This is a genomic window from Nocardiopsis sp. ATB16-24 (genome assembly GCF_030271535.1).
GTDB lineage: Bacteria > Actinomycetota > Actinomycetes > Streptosporangiales > Streptosporangiaceae > Nocardiopsis.
The window spans coordinates 108,608-126,747 of record NZ_JASCXJ010000016.1; the positions used below are offsets into that span (position 1 = coordinate 108,608).

The window sequence follows — 18,140 nt, forward strand, 5'->3', positions numbered from 1 at the left end:
GTGGCGGCCGGGATCGGGAGGAGCCGGAACGAACCCGGTGATCTTGCTCCTAGCGTCACTGGGGGCGTCCGGCAGTGTCGCCCGGAGCAAGATCACCGGGGATAAGGCGCTCAGCGCCCGGCACTGGCGACGGTGGACAGCACGTAGTCGGGGCGCTTGAGGTCCCGCCAGGTGAAGCGGACGATCCGAACGTCCGGATACCAGACCTGAAGCGCGTTCTGACGTTGCCGATCCCTGGCCAACGCCTGCGGAGTGCTGTGCGGACCGACGCCGTCGGCCTCACCGATGAGACGCAGGTCCTCCCACCAGAAATCGACGATGCCGATGAGCCTGCCGTGCCCATCGATGAACCGGTGCTGAAGATCGGTGGGCGGCAGGCCCCCGTCGACGCACAGCAGCCGCACGCGGGTCTCCAGAGGACTCTGGGCGCGGCCGTCGGCGAGCGGCCACCACCTGCGCACGTTCACACAGCCCCTGCGCCCCCGATTGGCCCTCTCCAACTGCGGGATGTCCTCGCGGGTGATGAGACCCTGGTTGAGCGCCGAGTCCATGAGGCACACGGCGGTCTCCCGGTCCACGTGCAAAAGGACGTCCCGTAGGGTCCTGCCGGGATCGGTCAGGCGGAGACCGCCCTCCACCGTGGTGACCTCCTCCCTGGACACGTACCAGCTGTGCAGGGTGATCCCCTGAACGTGGCGCTGGGCACCGAGGGCGGGGATGACCATGTGCACCTCCCGGCCGTCCCACTGCGGAAGCCCTTCCATCCCCCACAGGAGGGCGGCGGTGCGACCTCCGGCGAAGGACTGCGGCCCCAGGGACAGCTGGGCCGCCATGGCCGAGGTGCGCAGACGCATGGCCGGATCAGAGCGTTCGATCATGGAGCGGACGGAGTACACCCGGGGGTGGGGACGCCCCCATGCGCCGCCACGCAGGAGCCGACGGATGTCGTCCTTGGTGAGGCCGAGGTCGCGGGCCTGTTCCCAGCTGAGCATTCCGTACTGCCGGGACGCCACCGCGACCGCCGCCATGGTGGTGGTAACACGTGAAGGCCTTGGTGAGGGGGTCGTCTGGTTCATGCTCACACTCTGAGTCCAGAGCCGTCGCTCCACCAGGGCTTCCTGCGGCCTGTGGACGGCCGCCTCCCCTCCACCACCCGTCCGCCCGCCTCCCCTCCACCCCGTGATCTTGCTCCTAGCGTCACTGGGGGCGTCCGGCAGTGGCACCCGGAGCAAGATCACGGGGTGAGGGTTGCTCTTCGCCCCGCTCGCCCCGCCTGCCCCGCCCCGCTCGCCCTACCCGCCTGCCCCGCCCCGCTCGCCCTACCCGCCTGCCCCGCCCCATCCGCCCTACCCGCCTGCCCCGCCCCATCCGCCCCTCCCACCCCACCCGACACGCGCGGAGACGCAGACGACTTCAGCAGGTCAAGGCACTGGCATCCGGGTGGTGGGAGCACCCCCGACGTTTCGTGACCGAGCGTGATTTCCTACCATCCGATGTATGGACGTCCCTGAGAACGGGGCCGCCGGTTCCGGCGCGCCCGACCTGGCCGAGGGGTTCCCGGCCGCCACGTACGGACGGTGGCGTGAACTCGTCGCGGGAGTGCTGCGCAAGAGCGGTGTTCCCGAGGAGAGGCTCGCCGACGCACCCGAGTCGGTGCTCGCCACGCACACCTACGACGGTTTCGCGATCGCACCCCTCGCCACCGCCGAGCCCGCGGCGGCCGACCCCGGTTTCCCGGGGCTGCCCCCCTTCACCCGGGGCTATAGGCCCGGCGGCGGGGTCGCCCAGGGCTGGGACATCCGTGCCCGTCACACCGACGCGGACCCGGCCGTCCTGCGCCGCCGCGTGCACAACGACCTGATGAACGGTGTCAGCTCGCTGTGGATCGCGGTCGGCGGTACCGGCCTGCCGGCCTCGGCGCTGGGCGAGGCCCTCACCGACGTCCACCTGGACCTGGCACCCGTGGTGCTGGATGCGGGCTCCCACTACTCCGACGCCGCCGACGCGCTGCTGCGCGCCCACGCCGACGCCGACGTGCCCGACGGGCGGATCATCTCCCACCTGGGGGTGGACCCCCTCACCACCGCCGCTCGCGCGGGAGAGCGCCCCGACGTCACCGACCCGGTGCGCTTCGCCGTCGACCGCGCCGAGAACCGGCCCGGACTGGGACTGGTGGTGGCGGACGGCCGTCTCGTGCACGACGCGGGCGGCTCCGACGGCCAGGAACTGGGGTGGGTCGTCGCCGCGGCGACCGCCTACCTGCGCGCCCTGCACGACGCCGGGCTGGACGTGGCCGACGCCGCTCGGCGCATCGAGTTCCGGCTGGCCGCCAACGCCGACCAGTTCGCGGTGATCGCCAAGCTGCGGGCCGTGCGCGCCATGTGGAACCAGGTGCTGGCCGCGAGCGGGGTGACCGCCGACCAGCGCACCATGCGGCTGCACGCGCCCACGTCCGAGGCGATGATGACCCGCCGCGACCCGCACGTGAACATGCTGCGCACCACCGTCGCCTGCTTCGCCGCCGGGGTCGGCGGCGCCGACGCGGTCACCGTGGCCCCGTTCGACTCCGCGGTGGGCCTGCCCGACGACTTCGCGCGCCGCATCGCCCGCAACACCCAGTCCCTGCTCATCGAGGAGTCGCACCTGGCGCGGGTCGTGGACCCCGCCGGGGGCTCCTTCCACGTCGAGGCCCTCACCCGTGACCTGTACCGCGCGGGCTGGGCGTTCTTCCAGGAGACGGAGGCCGCGGGGGGCGCGGCCCAGGCCCTGGAGAGCGGACTCCTGCGCGAGCGGGTGGACGCGGTGTGGGAGCGTCGACGCCTGGACCTGGCCCATCGCCGCGCCCCGCTCACCGGGGTCAGCGAGTTCCCCAACGCGGCCGAGGTCCCGCTGGTGCGCGACCCCGACCCGGCCTCCCCTCCCGCCACGCCGGTCACCGGAGGCTTCCCGGTCCGCCGGTACGCCGAGGAGTACGAGGCGTTGCGCGACCGCAGCGACACCCAGGCGGGCGACACCGGGCACCGGCCCACGGCCTTCCTGGCCACGCTCGGGCCGGTGGCCGTGCACACCGCGCGCGCCTCGTTCGCGGCCAACCTGCTCGCGGCGGGCGGTGTCGACTCCCACGACCCCGGACCGTTGGAGGACGCCGAGGCCGTGGCTTCGGCCTTCGCGGCCTCGGGTCACCGCGTCGCGGTGATCTGCTCCTCCGACGAGGTCTACGCCGAGCAGGCCGAGGTCGTCGCCCGAGCGCTCAAGGGGGCGGGCGCCCGGCGGGTCCTCCTCGCAGGCAAGCCCCGCGACGCCTACCGCGAGGCGGGCGTGGACGGTTTCGCCTACGCCGGCTGCGACGCCGTCGCCCTGCTCACCGACCTGCTCGACACCCTGCTCACCGATCCGCCGGCACAGTCCACCACAGCCCAGGGGGCGCGTTCATGATCCCCGACTTCTCCACCGTGGCCCCGGAGCCGCCCGAGTTCTCCGGCGAAGGCGGTGACGCCGCATGGCGTCGCGCCGTGGAGGCCAGTACAGGTAAGGCCGCCGACGCCCTGGAGTGGGAGACCCCCGAGGGCATCGGCGTCAGGCCCCTCTACACCCCCGACGACGTCGCGGGGCTGGACTTCGTGTCCGGACTGCCGGGTGTTCCGCCCTACCTGCGCGGCCCCTACCCGACCATGTACGTCAACCAGCCCTGGACCATCCGTCAGTACGCCGGGTTCTCCACCGCCGAGGAGTCCAACGCCTTCTACCGGCGCAACCTGGCCGCGGGACAGAAGGGGCTGTCGGTCGCCTTCGACCTGGCCACCCACCGCGGCTACGACTCCGACCATCCCCGGGTGGCGGGCGACGTGGGCATGGCGGGCGTGGCCATCGACTCCATCTACGACATGCGTCAGCTGTTCGACGGCATCCCGTTGGACCGGATGAGCGTGTCCATGACCATGAACGGCGCGGTGCTGCCCGTCCTGGCGCTGTACATCGTGGCCGCCGAGGAACAGGGTGTGCCCCCGGAGAAGCTCTCGGGGACCATCCAGAACGACATCCTCAAGGAGTTCATGGTCCGCAACACCTACATCTATCCGCCGCAGCCGTCGATGCGGATCATCTCCGACATCTTCGCCTACACCTCGCAGCGGATGCCGCGCTTCAACTCCATCTCCATCTCCGGCTACCACATGCAGGAGGCCGGGGCCACGGCCGACCTGGAACTGGCCTACACCCTGGCGGACGGCGTGGAGTACATCCGCGCCGGTCAGCGGTCCGGGTTGGACGTGGACGTGTTCGCGCCGCGCCTGTCGTTCTTCTGGGCGATCGGCATGAACTTCTTCATGGAGGTGGCCAAGCTCCGCGCCGCACGCCTGCTGTGGGCGCGCCTGGTCAAGGACATGGGCGCGGTCAAGGACAAGTCGCTGAGCCTGCGCACCCACTCCCAGACCTCGGGCTGGTCGCTCACCGCCCAGGACGTGTTCAACAACGTGGTCCGCACGTGCGTGGAGGCGATGGCCGCCACGCAGGGGCACACCCAGTCGCTGCACACCAACGCCCTGGACGAGGCGTTGGCCCTGCCCACCGACTTCTCCGCGCGCATCGCCCGCAACACCCAGCTGCTGTTGCAGCAGGAGTCGGGTACGACCAGGTCGGTCGACCCGTGGGGCGGCAGCTACTACGTGGAACGCCTCACCCACGAGTTGGCGACGAGGGCGTGGGCGCACATCCAGGAGGTGGAGGCGGCCGGGGGCATGGCCGCCGCCATCGACGCCGGTCTGCCGAAGATGCGCATCGAGGAGGCCGCCGCCCGCACCCAGGCCCGTATCGATTCGGGCCGTCAGCCGGTGATCGGCGTCAACAAGTACCGTCCCGACACCGAGGACGAGATCGAGGTCCTCAAGGTCGACAACACGCGGGTACGCGCCCAGCAGCTGGACAAGCTCGCCCGCCTGCGTCAGGAGCGGGACGAGGCGCGTGTGGAGGCGGCGCTGGAGGCGCTGACCAAGGCGGCGGCGGGGGAGTCCAGGGCCGACGAGTCCCTGACCAACAACCTGCTGGCCGCCGCCGTGGACGCGGCCCGGGCCAAGGCCACCGTCGGCGAGATCTCCGACGCCATGGAGAAGGTCTTCGGGCGCCACTCCGGGCAGATCCGTACCATCCAGGGTGTGTACAGGGATGAGGCGGCGGGCAGCGCCGACGCGGCGGAACGCATGGAGCGGGTGACCCGCAGGGTGGACGAGTTCGCCGAGGAGGAGGGGCGTCGTCCCCGCATCCTGGTGGCGAAGATGGGCCAGGACGGACACGACCGGGGTCAGAAGGTGATCGCGACGGCCTTCGCCGACCTGGGTTTCGACGTGGACGTGGGTCCGCTGTTCCAGACCCCCGCGGAGGTCGCCGCGCAGGCCGTGGAGGCCGACGTGCACGTGGTCGGTGTGTCCTCGCTGGCGGCGGGGCACCTGACGCTGGTCCCCGCGCTGCGCGAGGAGCTGACCGCGCTCGGGCGCGAGGACATCATGATCGTGGTCGGCGGGGTCATCCCCCCGGCGGACTTCGCGCCGCTGCGGGAGGCGGGCGCGGCGGCGATCTTCCCTCCGGGGACGGTCATCGCCGAGGCGGCCATCGACCTGATCGACCAGTTGGAGGAGAAGGCGGGGTAGGCGCGGGGTCGGTGGGATCGGCCCCATCGGTGGACCCCATCGGCAGGACCCACCGACCGGCCCGTTCGCGGCCGAACGGCGAACACCCACGGTCGCCGGTCATCGCACGTGGGACGGCACACGCGGCCCCAGGGCCGGGAGGAGGACGAAAGAGCGTGGACGACCGGGCTCCGGCGCCGGGGGCGCCTGGTGCGAGACGGCGCCGTCCGGTGGACGTGGCGGCCCTCGCCGAGGGAGTGCTGTCGGGGCACCGGCCCACGCTGGCGCGCGCGATCACGCTGGTGGAATCCCGCCGCCAGGACCATGTCCGGGCCGCACAGGAACTGCTCGTCCGGCTCCTACCGCACACCGGTAAGGCCCACCGGGTGGGGATCACCGGTGTGCCCGGGGTCGGCAAGTCCACGTTCGTCGACGCGCTGGGCACCAAGCTGACCGGGGAGGGGCACCGCGTGGCGGTGCTCGCCGTGGACCCCTCCTCCACCCGGACCGGCGGCAGCATCCTGGGTGACAAGACCCGCATGGCGCGGTTGTCGGTGGACCCCAACGCCTTCATCCGCCCCTCGCCCACGGCGGGAACGCTCGGTGGGGTGGCCCGGGCGACACGGGAGACCATGCTGCTCATGGAGGCGGCGGGTTTCGACGTGGTGCTCGTGGAGACCGTGGGCGTCGGCCAGTCCGAGGTCACGGTGGCCGCCATGGTGGACTGCTTCCTCTTCCTCACCCTGGCCCGTACCGGCGACCAGCTCCAGGGGATCAAGAAGGGTGTGCTGGAACTGGTCGACGTGGTCGCGGTCAACAAGGCCGACGGTCCGCACGTGGACGACGCGCGCAAGGCCGCCCGGGAGCTGTCGCGCGCGCTGAGGCTGCTCCGACCGCCACATCCCTCATGGCGTCCGCCGGTGTTGACGTGCAGCGGACTGACCGGGGACGGGTTGGACGAGGTGTGGGGCAAGGTCGTCGAACACCGGGAGGTGCTCGAACGAGACGGTGCCCTGACCGAGCTTCGTAGCCGGCAGGAGGTCAGCTGGATGTGGGACCAGGTGCGGGACCGGCTGATGGACACCTTCCTGCGGGACGCGGAGGTGGCCCGGGCCCTGCCGCGTCTGGAGGAGGAAGTGCGTGAGGGAAGGACCACGGCGACCCTGGCCGCGCGTGCCCTGCTGGACTCCTTCGCCCCGAGGGAGCGTCCTTCCGGGGAGTGAGGGCGGGGGAGGGCTCCGTCACCCACCGGGATGGTAGGTGACGAACATGTATCCTCGACGTCTCCCAAGTCATGAAATGACCCAGCGTGAGCGTGTTGATGCGCCTACCCGCGGTGAAGTTCGTGCCCGTGAGGCGAAAATTTCTTCCGGTATGCCATTCCCGAACGGGCGGTTCGCTTATACCGTGAGTGTCCAACGACTTACCAGGCTCGCGGACGGTGTGAGCGTTCCCCCTCGTTGGTCCGGTTCTGTGGGAGTGGTGCCGGGCCGGGCGGGCGTGGTCCGTGCTCCTGCGTATGGTGAAAACGAAGGGCCCCTCACCATCTCACAGCGGGGCCGGGAGGAGTGAACGTGCACAGGCTTGGGCTGAGCACGCGGGTGGAGAGCCGCAGCGTCATCGTCGCGATCGAGGGGGAGCTCGACATCGCGACCGCCGCCGACCTCCAGGAACACATCCAGTCCGCGATCAAGGACCACGGCCCCTGGCTGATCCTGGACATGGCCGGACTGGAGTTCATGGACTCCAGCGGGTTGAACGTGATCATCAACGCTTACCGGACCGTCCGTGATCTGGGCGGTGCGCTGGCGCTGGCCGCGCTGAACGAACGCGTCAACAAGGTCGTCCGCCTGGTCGGCCTGCACCGACAGGTCCCGGTCCACCAGACCGTGGCCACCGCCGTGACGGCGATGGAGGCGTTGGGAGCCAAACGCCAGGCCGGGTGACCCCGATCGTATGAGCCGAACCCTTCCCCCGCTTCCCATCGACGTCTCCTGAGACCACACAGTCACCACCACGACCATCTTCTTCGTCATCTGTCCCCACGCCGCACCCGTGCGCTCGATGTCGGGTGCGGCGGCGGCAGGTCCGTCCGGGCACCGGTCCCCGCGGTGTCGAGGTCGACGTGATCGATCCGTCGCCGCGGATGGTCTCCCTGGCCCGTGGGACGCCACGGCCATGGCTTCCGGTCGACCACCGTGCGGTCTCCCGGGCGGAGGCGGGACCGGCCCCGAGGACACGGGTTCGTCAGCGTGATCTCCGGTGTCCTTCCCGTGCCGTCCGAGGCCTTCCCTCGCACGGGGTGGTCCCAGTCCTCGCCCTGGAGGCACCCTGGCCGTCTTCGGCTGTGCGGGCGGGAGGGCGTGGTGGGCCGGACGGCCGGCCTGGCCGCTCTGGGGCCGCAATGGTTCTTCGGCGTCCGACCGCACCGCCTGCCGTTCCGACGGCGTTCGCCGGTCCGTACGCGCCCCGCATGAAGGGGGCCGGTGCCCCGGCCCCTCAGTCGCCTCCGCCCCCACCATCTCCGTCACCGGATCCCGTGTCCGCCGGGTACCGATCGTGCCCGTGGCCGCCACCGTGGGCCGCCGGTCCGCCTCCGTGGACGGCCGGACCCGGCGGGGGAGGGGCGTGTTCTGCGGGGTGGGGACGGTCGTGGCCGTGCGGAGCGTGGAAGGGGTGGCCGAACGCGGGCGGCTGCCCGTGTGCGTGACCGGAAGGGGGGCCGGGGACCGGAGCGTGCCCCGGTCGCGGGGTTCTGGCGGACCTGGAGGTCACCGCGATCATGAGCGCGACCAGTGCGCCGGCCATCAGCAACCCGTACGACAACTCCACGAGAAGGGCCGAGGACACCAGAAGCGCCTGGGGATCGCTGAAGGACGTGTGGACGGCGGGGAGGGAGAAGAGGAGCGTATGCGCTGCCTGGATCAGTCCGATGAGGATCAGGAGGATGCCTGCGGTCCGGACGGCTCCCGGTGAGGACGCCCTGCCCGCGAGGGCGAGTGCCAGGACACCGGTCGCGATGAGCAGGATGATGCCGAGGTTGAAGAGAAGTGAGAACACGGCGAGGGCTCCTCGTGTCAGGGGGTGGGGAAGGGGGCCGGTCCGGAAGAGGGCGGGGGAGGCGTCGCGGCGCTCTCGGCGGGACGCCTGACGGCGGCCAGCACCAGCATGAGCAGGGCGCCGATGAACAGGACCGTGAACACGAAACGCGCCACCGAGAGCGCGGTGTAGGTGGAGAGGTCGTTCACGCGGAGGTGGGGGAAGAGGTGCATCCAACCTTGGACGGCCAGATCGCCCAAGGCGCTCACGAGGAGCAGAGCCCCTCCCGTGGCGACGAGACCCTTCCTGCCGGGCGGAGCCACGATGACGAGGACCAACGCGATGATCCCGCACAGGACGTAGACGGCCTCGAACAACAGGGCCAGTAAGGAGACGGCGGAGGAGAGGAGGGAGATGTCGATCATCCGGGGCCTTTCCGGGGGAATTGACACGCAGGCGACGACCCTAGCGCGCCCGGATTCGCGCGTCGATACGGACGGCGACCGTTTCGCTTCCGATCGTGGAGGACGATGGTTCCGCCGACGGAGTTCTCGCCACGTCGTGGAATCCCGTGGAGGCCCGCCTCCCGGTGGGAAGGATGGAAGGGGACGGCAACACGGTCGGAGGTGGCGCCATGCTCGTGGTGGATCTGGACCGGATCGAGGCGGCCTCGACCGACCTGGTCGGGGGCAAGGCCGCCGGGCTGCGCGAGGCGATCGTCGCCGGTGAACGCGTCCCGCCGGGCTTCTGCGTGACCACCGAGGCGCACCGCGCCGGGACCCTTCCCGTGGACGAGGTGGTCGGCGCCTACCAGGCACTGGGCGGCGGTCGGGTGGCCGTGCGCTCCAGCGCCACCGCCGAGGATCTTCCGGACGCCTCCTTCGCGGGGCAACAGGACACCTACCTCGACGTCGAGGGTGTGGACGACCTCCTCACCGCGATCCGGAACTGCTGGGGCTCCCTGTGGACCGACCGCGCCGTCGCCTACCGCCGGGGCCAGGGCATCGCCGACGACTCCGTGCGCATGGCCGTCGTCGTGCAGCGCATGGTCGAACCCCGGGCGGCCGGCGTGCTGTTCACCGCCGACCCGGTCACCGGAACCCGTGGTCGGACGATCGTGGACGCCGTCCCCGGGCGAGGCACCGCCGTGGTCGAGGGCACGGTACGACCGGACCACTACGTGGTGGCGGCGGACGGTTCCGTCGACGGTCCTGAGGACGGATGCCTGTCGCCGGAGGAAATCCGGGGGCTCCGGGCGACGGGGGAGCGGTTGCAGCGCCACTTCGCAGCGCCGCAGGACGTCGAGTGGGCCATCGACCACCAAGGGAGACTCTGGACACTCCAGTCCCGTGCGATCACCACCCTCTTCCCCCTGCCGCCCCGCCACTCGGACGGGCCACGCGCCTACGTCGAGAGCGGGCACATGCAGGGCATGCTCCGCCCGTTCACCCCCATGGGCATGTCGGCGCTGAGGGTCACCGCGGCGGCGTGGTTCGGGGCCCTGGGCATCCACGTGGAGCCCGACCCCCAAGGCGAGGAGAACACGCTGTTCAGCGCCGTGGGAGGCAGGCTCTACCTCGACCTCACGCCGCTACTGCGCGACCGCCGTCTTCGACGACGGCTGCCCGACGTCCTGAAGTTCTACGGCCCCCGGGCCTCGCAGGTCGTGCGCGCCCTGCTCGACGACCCCCGCTTCGCTCCACGTCCGGGCGCACGGATCGATCCACGTGCCGTGGTCCGGGCCGTCGGGAGGGCACTGCCGCCGGCCTGGGAGATCCTCACCGGGAGCGCGAGAGCGCTCATGGACCCCGACGGGTCCAGGCGCCGCGTGCTGGAGGTGGGGGAGCGGGTCCGGGAGGAGGTGAGGCACACCCCGGCGCACGTGGCCACGGCCCGGGACCGGCTGGAGTACGCGACGGGGTTACAGGGCCGGGTACTGGCGCGATGGCTGTTGCCGATGATGGGCCCCCTCTACGTCGGGTTGCTCTGCGGGAGGCTCCCCGAACTGCTGCTCAAGGGGGTGGCGCGTGAGGGCGAGGTGGCCACGGTCCTCGGTGGGATGCCGCACAACGTCACCACACAGATGGACCTGGCGCTGTGGCGGCTGGCCGACGGGGCACGCCAACACCGGGACCTGCTCCAGGGCACCCCACCGGAGGAGTTGGCGGACGCCCACCGGAGGGGCACACTCCCCGACATCGGCCTCGACGGTTTCCTGGACGGGTACGGACATCGGGGGGCGGCCGAGATCGACGTCGGAGTCCCACGGTGGTCGGAGGACCCCGCGCCCCTGTTCGCGGCGATCTCCAACTATCTGCGCGTCACCGACCCGGAACAGGCCCCCGACCGGAGATTCGCCCGGGCCGTGACGACGGCCGAGCGTACGCGGAGCGCGCTGGTCCGCCGGGCCCTTCCCTCCCGCCCGATCCGCGCACGCCTGGCGGACCTCTGCTTCGGGCGGGCCCGTGCCCTGGCCGGGATGCGGGAGTACCCCAAGTTCGTCTGGCTGTACGCGATGGCCGAGACCCGCCGACAGTTGCTCCGCATCGGCGCCGAGATGGTCGATGCGGGAAAGCTGGACCTGCCCGACGACGTCATGTTCCTGCGTGTCCCGGAGGCGCACGCCCTGCTGGACGGTGCGGACCAGCGCTCTCTGGTCGCTGGGCGTCGTGCCGAGTACCTGCGTGAGCGGCGCCGCCGCCACGTGCCGGCGATCCTGCTGTCCGACGGCACCGACGTGGAGGCCGCACTGCCCGCCCCTCCCACCGGGACGCGAGGGGAACTCGTCGGCGTTGCGGCCTCCACCGGCGTTGTGACCGGCGTGGTCCGGGTCGTCCACGATCCGGGCGAGGCCTCGCTGGAACCGGGAGAGATCCTGGTCGCGCGGACCACCGACCCGGGGTGGACGCCCCTGTTCATGACCGCGGGAGGACTGGTCGTGGAGACCGGCTCCACCATGGCGCACGGGCCCACCGTCGCCCGGGAGTACGGGATCCCCGCCGTGATCTGCGTGCCCGGAGCGACCACGCTGCTCCGTGACGGGCAGAGGGTCACCATCGACGGAGGCGCCGGGACCGTCCTCCCCGAGGAGGGCCCCGCCGTCGCCCGGTGATCTCGTACCTGTGGTCACTTTCGAGCCCGAAAGTGACCACAGGTACGGGCTCGCGGGGAGTGGAATCTCTCGCGTCACACCGGCACCGTTTCCGGTCGACCCGACAGCCCCGCCAACCTCGACAGCGCCGTCCGTCCCGTATCCCCCGGCCCTCGCTCCTTCCCCAGCCGACCCTGCCGCCTCGGCGGTGACTGACACACGCCATCAGCGTCGATGGACAAAAGGGGCACAAGATGACAGGGGGGTAGGGGTTGTTATTTCTTGGGAGAAGTGTAACGTTAGCCTTGCCTTACTAAGCCAAGCCTTACCGAAGCCGGTGTGGCTCACCCCTGTCTGGAGCCCTCGTGTCCCCACGTTCGACAGCCCTGTTCTCCCTGCTTCCCCTCTCGGCGCTGGTCCTGGCCGGGTGCGCGACCGGAACGGAGGCGGACGCGGACGCGGGAACGGAGTCGGCCTCGACCGTCGTCGTCGAAGCCGAGAACGGTGACATCGAGATCGCGCAGACCCCCCAGACCGTCGTGGTCTTCGACAACGCGCAACTCGACATCCTCGACGCCCTCGGTGTGGAGATCGCGGGCATCCCCTCCGCCGAGGTCGTTCCCGAGATCTTCGCCGACTACGCCGAGAGCGACGACGTGGCCAACGTCGGCTCCCTCTTCGAGCCCGACTTCGAGGCCGTCGCCGCCCTCGACCCCGACCTGATCATCAGCGGTGGACGCAGCGCCGAGGCCACCGGGGAACTCGCCGAGATCGCCCCCACCATCGACATGTCCCTGGACACCTCCGACCTCGTCGGCAGCATCTCCGAGCGCACCCTCGCCTACGGTGAGATCTTCGACAAGGCCGACGAGGCCGAGGCCCTCACCACCGAGTTCGCCGAGCGCATCGAGGAGGTCGGCGCCAAGGTCGCCGAGGCGGGCGACGGCCTCGTCCTCATGTCCAGCGCGGGTGAGATCAGCGCCTACGGCCCCGGCTCCCGCTACGGCTTCTTCTACGACGCCCTCGGCCTGGAACCCTCCATCGAGATCGTCAACGAGGAGGCCCGCCACGGCGAGGTCCTGTCCTTCGAGGCCCTGGCCGAGGCCGACCCCGACTGGCTCTACGTCATCGACCGCGACAACGCCATCGGGGAGGAGGGCGCCTCCCCGGCCGAGCAGGTGCTCGACAACGACCTGGTCGCCCGCACCACCGCCGCCGAGGAGGACCAGATCCTCTACCTCGACTCCGCGGAGCTGTACCTGGCCGGCGGCATCCAGGCGCACCTCAACGTCCTGGACGACATCGAGAACGCCCTCTCCTGATCCAGTGATGTCCACGACCATCACCACGGCCGACCCCGGGGAGCGGCAGGCGCGCCCCTCCCCGGGACGGCGCTCCACGCGCCTTCGCCTCCCCCTGGCGGTCCTGGCGGTCCTCGCCCTGGCCGTGACCAGCCTGTTCGTCGGCGCCAGCGACATCACCCTCGCCCGCCTCATCGCCGAGCCGGACACCCGTGAGCTGTTCCTGCTCAGCCGTGTGCCGCGCACCCTCGCCCTGCTGCTGGCGGGCGCCGCGGTGAGCGTCGCGGGCCTGATCATGCAGATGCTCACCCAGAACCGGTTCGTGGAACCCTCCACCGCGGGCACGGTGCAGTCCGCGGCGCTCGGCATCCTGCTGGTCACCATCCTCCTCCCTGCGGCCCCGCTGCCGGTGAAAATGACCGCGGCCTGCGTCGCCGCGCTCCTGGGCACCGCCCTGTTCCTCGGTGTGCTCCAGCGCGTCGCCCTGAAGTCCTCGCTGATCGTCCCCCTGGTCGGCATCATGCTCGGCGCGGTGATCAGCGCGATCACCACCTTCATCGCCCTGCGCTACGACCTCCTCCAGACCCTCGGCGTCTGGCAGTCGGGGGACTTCTCCGGCGTCATGCGGGGTCGCTACGAGCAGCTGTGGCTGGTCGGTGTGCTCGCCCTGGCCGCCTACCTCTTCGCCGACCGACTGACCGCCGCCGGGCTCGGGCGCGACATCGCCGTCAGCATCGGGCTGAACTACCGCGCCGTCATGGCGCTGGGCATCGGCATCGTCGCCGTCGTCAGCGGCGTGGTGGTGTCCGTCGTGGGAAGTCTGCCCTTCCTCGGCCTGATCGTGCCCAACCTCGTCAGCATGGCGGTCGGCGACCACGTGCGCAGGGGGGTTCCCTGGGTCTGCCTGCTCGGCGGAGGCGTCCTCGTGCTCTGCGACATCGTCTCCCGGATCATCCGTCCGCCCTTCGAGATCCCCGTCGGCAGCGTCCTCGGGGTCGTGGGCGCGGGAGTGTTCCTGTACATGCTCCTGCGGAGGAGTCCCCATGGCCGTCGTTGAACGCGCCGAGGCACCCGCGCACGGCACCGCCTCCCGGTTCCCCACCTGGGCGCGGATCGCACTCCTGGCCGCGATCGCCACCGTCTGCGTCGTCGCCTACCTGACCTACGGGGTCACCGGCAACGTCGCCTACGTGGTCGAACGTCGCTCGACCGTCGTCCTGGGCATGCTCGTGGTCGCCCTCGCCGGCGCGGTCTCCACCGTCCTGTTCCACACGGTCACCGACAACCGCATCCTCACCCCCTCCATCATGGGCATGGAGGCTCTGTTCGTCCTGGTGCAGACCTGTCTGGTCTTCCTGTTCGGCGTCGCCGGCCTGAGCGCACTGCCACCGGTGGCGGCGTTCCTGACGCAGACCGCGCTGATGATGGTGTTCGCGGTCCTGTTGTTCCGCCGCCTCTTCACCGGGGGCATCGGAAGCCTGCACCTGACCCTGCTGGTCGGCATCGTCTTCGGGGTGCTGTTCACCAGCCTGTCCCAGCTCATGCAGCGGCTCCTGGACCCCAACGAGTTCAACGCCCTGCAAGGCCGCCTGTTCGCCCGACTGTCGCGCGCCGACCCCGAACTGCTGCCCTGGGCCGCGTGCGCCGTCGCGCTCGTGGTCCTCTACGTGTGGAGTCGACACCGACTCCTGGACGTGCTCGCGCTGGGCAGGGAGACCGCCGTGAACCTCGGGGTGGACCACGCCCGGGTGGCCGTCCGCCTCCTGCTGATCGTCGCCCTGCTCACCTCGGTGTCCACGGCGTTGGTCGGGCCGATGACCTTCTTCGGGTTCATGGCCGCGACCCTCGCCTACCAGATCACCGGCCGCCACGAGCACCGGTACGTCCTCCCGGTGGCCTTCCTCGTGGGTCTGTGCACCCTGGTGGGCGGACAGTTCGTCCTCGAACACCTGCTGGGACACGCGGGCACGCTCAGCGTCGTCATCGAGTTCACCGGCGGAGCCCTGTTCCTGTACTTCCTGTTGCGAAAGGCCGCGCGTTGATCGAAGTCACCGACCTCACCAAGGTCTACGGGAGTCAGACCGTCCTGCGGGACGTCCGCCTCCAGATCGAGCGCGGCGGCGTCACCTCGATCATCGGTCCCAACGGCGCGGGCAAGTCCACGATGCTCACCATCATCGGTCGCCTGCTGAAGGCGGACGGAGGTCGGGTGAGCGTCGACGGGATGGACGTGTCGCGGGCCCCGGGCCGGGACATGGCCCGCAAGCTGTCGATCCTGCGGCAGGAGAACCGGTTCACCACCAGGTTGACCGTGCGCGACCTGGTCCGTTTCGGTCGCTATCCGCACTCGCAGGGGCGGCTGACCACCGAGTGCCACGCGAAGGTGGAGGCGGCCCTGGGTTTCCTGGACCTGGTCCCCCTCGCCGACCGGTTCCTGGACGAGCTCTCGGGGGGCCAGCGTCAGCGGGCCTACGTGGCGATGGTGCTGTGCCAGGACACCGACTACGTGCTGCTCGACGAGCCGCTGAACAACCTGGACATGAAGCACGCGGTGGCGATGATGCGCCAGATCCGCAGGGCCGCCGACAGCCTGGGCCGCACCGTCGTGATCGTCATCCACGACATCAACTTCGCCTCGGCCTACTCCGACCGGATCGTGGCGATGCGCGACGGCCGTATCGCCCACACCGGTACCCCCGAGGAGATCATGACGCCCGAGGTCCTCAAGGACGTGTTCGACCTGGACGTGCACGTGGAGGAGGTCGCAGGCTCCCGTATCGGCGTGTACTACCGCTGACCGGTCGGCCTTCCCAGGGCTGGAACACTCGTGCCCGCGGAGGAGGCGGCGTGTAGGGTCCCGAGTATGAGCGAGAACCGCCAGACCCCCCTCGACCGAGGGCGGTTCGCCACCACCATGGGACGGCTGACCGTCTACTCCCAGAACAATCCCGAGCAGTACGGATTCCGGATGGCTCTGGTCGGGGCCGTCCTCACCGTCGTCCTCTGGGTCGTGTTCTTCGGCTGCCTGCTGATGGGCGAGAGTTCTTCGACCGTCGACCTCCTCATCGTGGGCGGAGGTGCCGTGGTGATGATCGGGCTGTCCGCGCTCGGTGGGTTCGTCACCGCGCGGGCGACGCGAAGGATCGTCAAGGGCAGGCCCGTGCCGTCGGACTCCGATCCGGCTCGGGTCCAGGCGGCCCACTGGCAGATCATGCGGGGGGCCCTCCACCAAGACGCCGAGGTCAACCGGATCGGACGCATCCTGGCCGAACAGCACGACGCCTCCAAGGCACCCCAGGTCGCGATCGTGGTGGTCGCACTCGCCGTGCCGATGCACGCCGCGGGCATCGCGTTGCGCTACGACGGCTCACCACTGGCGCTCTTCCACGTGCTCATGGTGGTCGTGATGACGGTGATGGTGGTGGCCCTCGTGCCCGTCACGATGCGCCGACGGCGCGGGGTGCGCCGTTTCCGGGAGCTCCACGACCTCACCTTCCCCGAGTCCTCCTGAGGAGATCCTCCCGCGTGGGCCGTGCCCCGAGCTTGGCGGTGTCCCCCGCGTTACGACAGGGTGGTGGGGTGCGTAACATCTCCTCGAACCGGTTCGACGACGGACGGGACGGCACCGTGCGGATCTCCGACGTGGCCCGGCACGCCGGCGTGTCACCGAGCACGGTCTCCTACGTCCTCAGTGGCAAACGGTCGATCTCCGAGACCACCAGGCGTCGCGTGCGCGAGAGCATCGACGCCCTCGGCTACCGGCCGCACGCGGGCGCACGCTCCCTGGCCAGCCGCCGCAGCAACGTGATCGCCCTGGTCATCCCGCTCCGTGAGGACGTGCACGTTCCCGTCGCGATGCGCTTCGCCGTCTCCGTCGTCACCGCCGCACGCGCCCACGACCACGACGTCCTGCTGCTCACACAAGGGGAGGGACCCGACGGTCTGCGTCGGGTCGCGGGCAGCGCCATGGTGGACGGCGTCATCGTCATGGACGTGGAGTCCGACGACGCGCGCGTACCCGTCCTGCGGACGTTGGACCTGCCCTCGGTGCTCATCGGGGTCCCCGAGGACACCGAGGGTCTGACCTGTGTGGACCTGGACTTCGCCGCGGCCGGGGCGGCCTGTGTGCACCACCTGGCCGACCTCGGTCACACCGACCTGGCCTTCGTCGGCCAGCCTCCCTCGGTCTACGAGCGCCGCACCGGCTTCGCCGAGCGCACCGTCGCCGGCTTCGAGCGGGCCGCCGCCGAACGCGGCGTCCACGCCACCATGCGCCCCTGCTCACCCGACACCGCCCGTGACGTGGCCGGGGATCTCCTGCGCGAGAGGCCCGGTCTCACGGGTCTCATCGTGCACAACGAACCCTCCCTCGGCCCTTTGCTCGACGCCTTCGCCGAGCACGGACGTCCGGAGCCCTCAGTGGTCGCGATCGGCCCGGTGCCGCCGGGTGTGCCGCCTCCGACCTCCGTGGACCTTCCGGCGGAGGAGGTCGGAGCCCGCGCTGTCGGACTCCTCATGGACAAGATCGAGGGCACCGGGACCCCCGGTGTCACTCTGCTGGAGCCGAGACTGACGGTGCGGGAGAGCAACACCCACCGCGCCTGAACAAGCCGAGGGACCGCCCTCCGTGTGGTCCCGAGGAGGGGTCGGGAAAAATTCTGTGGGGGTGGAATAGCCTCCCCTGTGCTCCCGTTGTAGGGGGTGCTGGACGGTGCGGTAGAAAGTGTCCCCCGGGCTCCACTCATAGCCTTCACGGAATACCGTGCCCGTAAGGGTGGCAGGAGCCGTGTTGTGCCCCGCGCCGTGAGGCGACCGCCGTACCGATTCAGCACACGTGACGGCCCCGCCGGGTTCATGCCCGGCGGGGCCGTTTCGTTCTCCGCCCGAGCTCAGCGGTTCTCGGCCCCGCGTAGGGCCTGAGGAGGGGTGGGAAAAATTCTGTGGGGGTGGAATAGCCTCCTCTGTGCTCCCGTTGTAGGGGGTGCTGGACGGTGCGGTAGAAAGTGTCCCCCGGGCTCCACTCATAGCCTTCACGGAATACCGTGCCCGTAAGGGTGGCAGGAGCCGTGTTGTGCCCCGCGCCGTGAG

14 protein-coding genes are annotated in these 18,140 nt (G+C 70.6%); 11 read left to right on the forward strand and 3 right to left on the reverse strand.

All coding sequences use genetic code 11. From position 1 onward, the window contains the following. Nucleotides 1-110: 110 nt before the first annotated feature. Entirely contained in the window at nt 111-1,076 is a 966-nt protein-coding gene (locus PFX91_RS17290; protein ID WP_285733156.1) for a PDDEXK family nuclease, read from the reverse strand. 421 nt (nt 1,077-1,497) lie between these two features. On the opposite strand from PFX91_RS17290, the gene PFX91_RS17295 reads away from it, so the two are divergent. From PFX91_RS17295 to PFX91_RS17310, 4 genes are all read left to right on the forward strand, one after another. Further along, complete coding sequence (locus PFX91_RS17295) at nt 1,498-3,435, forward strand: methylmalonyl-CoA mutase subunit beta (RefSeq protein WP_285733158.1); 1,938 nt, start codon at nt 1,498-1,500, stop codon at nt 3,433-3,435. After that, nucleotides 3,432-5,642: a methylmalonyl-CoA mutase gene (gene scpA, locus PFX91_RS17300; RefSeq protein ID WP_285733160.1), complete on the forward strand. Its 2,211-nt coding sequence runs from the start codon at nt 3,432-3,434 to the stop codon at nt 5,640-5,642. The genes PFX91_RS17295 and scpA overlap by 4 nt, the downstream gene beginning before the upstream one ends. A gap of 155 nt (nt 5,643-5,797) precedes the next feature. Continuing rightward, nucleotides 5,798-6,844 carry a methylmalonyl Co-A mutase-associated GTPase MeaB gene (meaB, locus tag PFX91_RS17305; protein WP_285733162.1) on the forward strand — a complete coding sequence of 349 codons (1,047 nt, stop codon included), beginning with the start codon at nt 5,798-5,800 and terminating at the stop codon, nt 6,842-6,844. A gap of 351 nt (nt 6,845-7,195) precedes the next feature. Then, the gene (locus PFX91_RS17310) at nt 7,196-7,567 is read left to right on the forward strand and encodes an STAS domain-containing protein (protein WP_285733164.1); all 372 of its coding nucleotides are present in this window, start codon (nt 7,196-7,198) and stop codon (nt 7,565-7,567) included. Nucleotides 7,568-8,120: 553 nt separating this feature from the next. Here PFX91_RS17310 and PFX91_RS17315 read toward each other — a convergent pair. Then, nucleotides 8,121-8,681: a hypothetical protein gene (locus tag PFX91_RS17315; protein WP_285733165.1), complete on the reverse strand. Its 561-nt coding sequence runs from the start codon at nt 8,679-8,681 to the stop codon at nt 8,121-8,123. A gap of 17 nt (nt 8,682-8,698) precedes the next feature. Then, nucleotides 8,699-9,085, reverse strand: coding sequence for a hypothetical protein (locus tag PFX91_RS17320; protein WP_285733167.1), 387 nt, complete (start codon nt 9,083-9,085; stop codon nt 8,699-8,701). Between the two features lie 209 nt (nt 9,086-9,294). On the opposite strand from PFX91_RS17320, the gene PFX91_RS17325 reads away from it, so the two are divergent. The 7 genes from PFX91_RS17325 (at nt 9,295) to PFX91_RS17355 (ending at nt 17,657) form a co-directional block, all read left to right on the forward strand. Beyond that, nucleotides 9,295-11,772: a PEP/pyruvate-binding domain-containing protein gene (locus PFX91_RS17325; RefSeq protein ID WP_285733169.1), complete on the forward strand. Its 2,478-nt coding sequence runs from the start codon at nt 9,295-9,297 to the stop codon at nt 11,770-11,772. 344 nt (nt 11,773-12,116) lie between these two features. Then, on the forward strand, nt 12,117-13,073 hold the full coding sequence (locus tag PFX91_RS17330; RefSeq protein ID WP_285733171.1) for a siderophore ABC transporter substrate-binding protein: 957 nt from the start codon (nt 12,117-12,119) through the stop codon (nt 13,071-13,073). A 7-nt stretch (nt 13,074-13,080) separates the two neighbouring features. Then, nucleotides 13,081-14,109, forward strand: coding sequence for an ABC transporter permease (locus PFX91_RS17335; protein WP_285733172.1), 1,029 nt, complete (start codon nt 13,081-13,083; stop codon nt 14,107-14,109). After that, nucleotides 14,096-15,094 carry an iron chelate uptake ABC transporter family permease subunit gene (locus PFX91_RS17340; RefSeq protein ID WP_285733174.1) on the forward strand — a complete coding sequence of 333 codons (999 nt, stop codon included), beginning with the start codon at nt 14,096-14,098 and terminating at the stop codon, nt 15,092-15,094. The genes PFX91_RS17335 and PFX91_RS17340 overlap by 14 nt, the downstream gene beginning before the upstream one ends. Next, the gene (locus tag PFX91_RS17345) at nt 15,091-15,849 is read left to right on the forward strand and encodes an iron ABC transporter ATP-binding protein (protein WP_285733176.1); all 759 of its coding nucleotides are present in this window, start codon (nt 15,091-15,093) and stop codon (nt 15,847-15,849) included. Before PFX91_RS17340 ends, PFX91_RS17345 begins: the two co-directional genes overlap by 4 nt. Nucleotides 15,850-15,915: 66 nt before the next feature. Next, a complete protein-coding gene (locus PFX91_RS17350; RefSeq protein ID WP_285733178.1) occupies nt 15,916-16,563 on the forward strand; it encodes a hypothetical protein in 648 nt (215 codons plus the stop codon). A 116-nt stretch (nt 16,564-16,679) separates the two neighbouring features. Next, entirely contained in the window at nt 16,680-17,657 is a 978-nt protein-coding gene (locus PFX91_RS17355) for a LacI family DNA-binding transcriptional regulator (RefSeq protein WP_285733185.1), read from the forward strand. Nucleotides 17,658-18,140 lie beyond the last annotated feature (483 nt).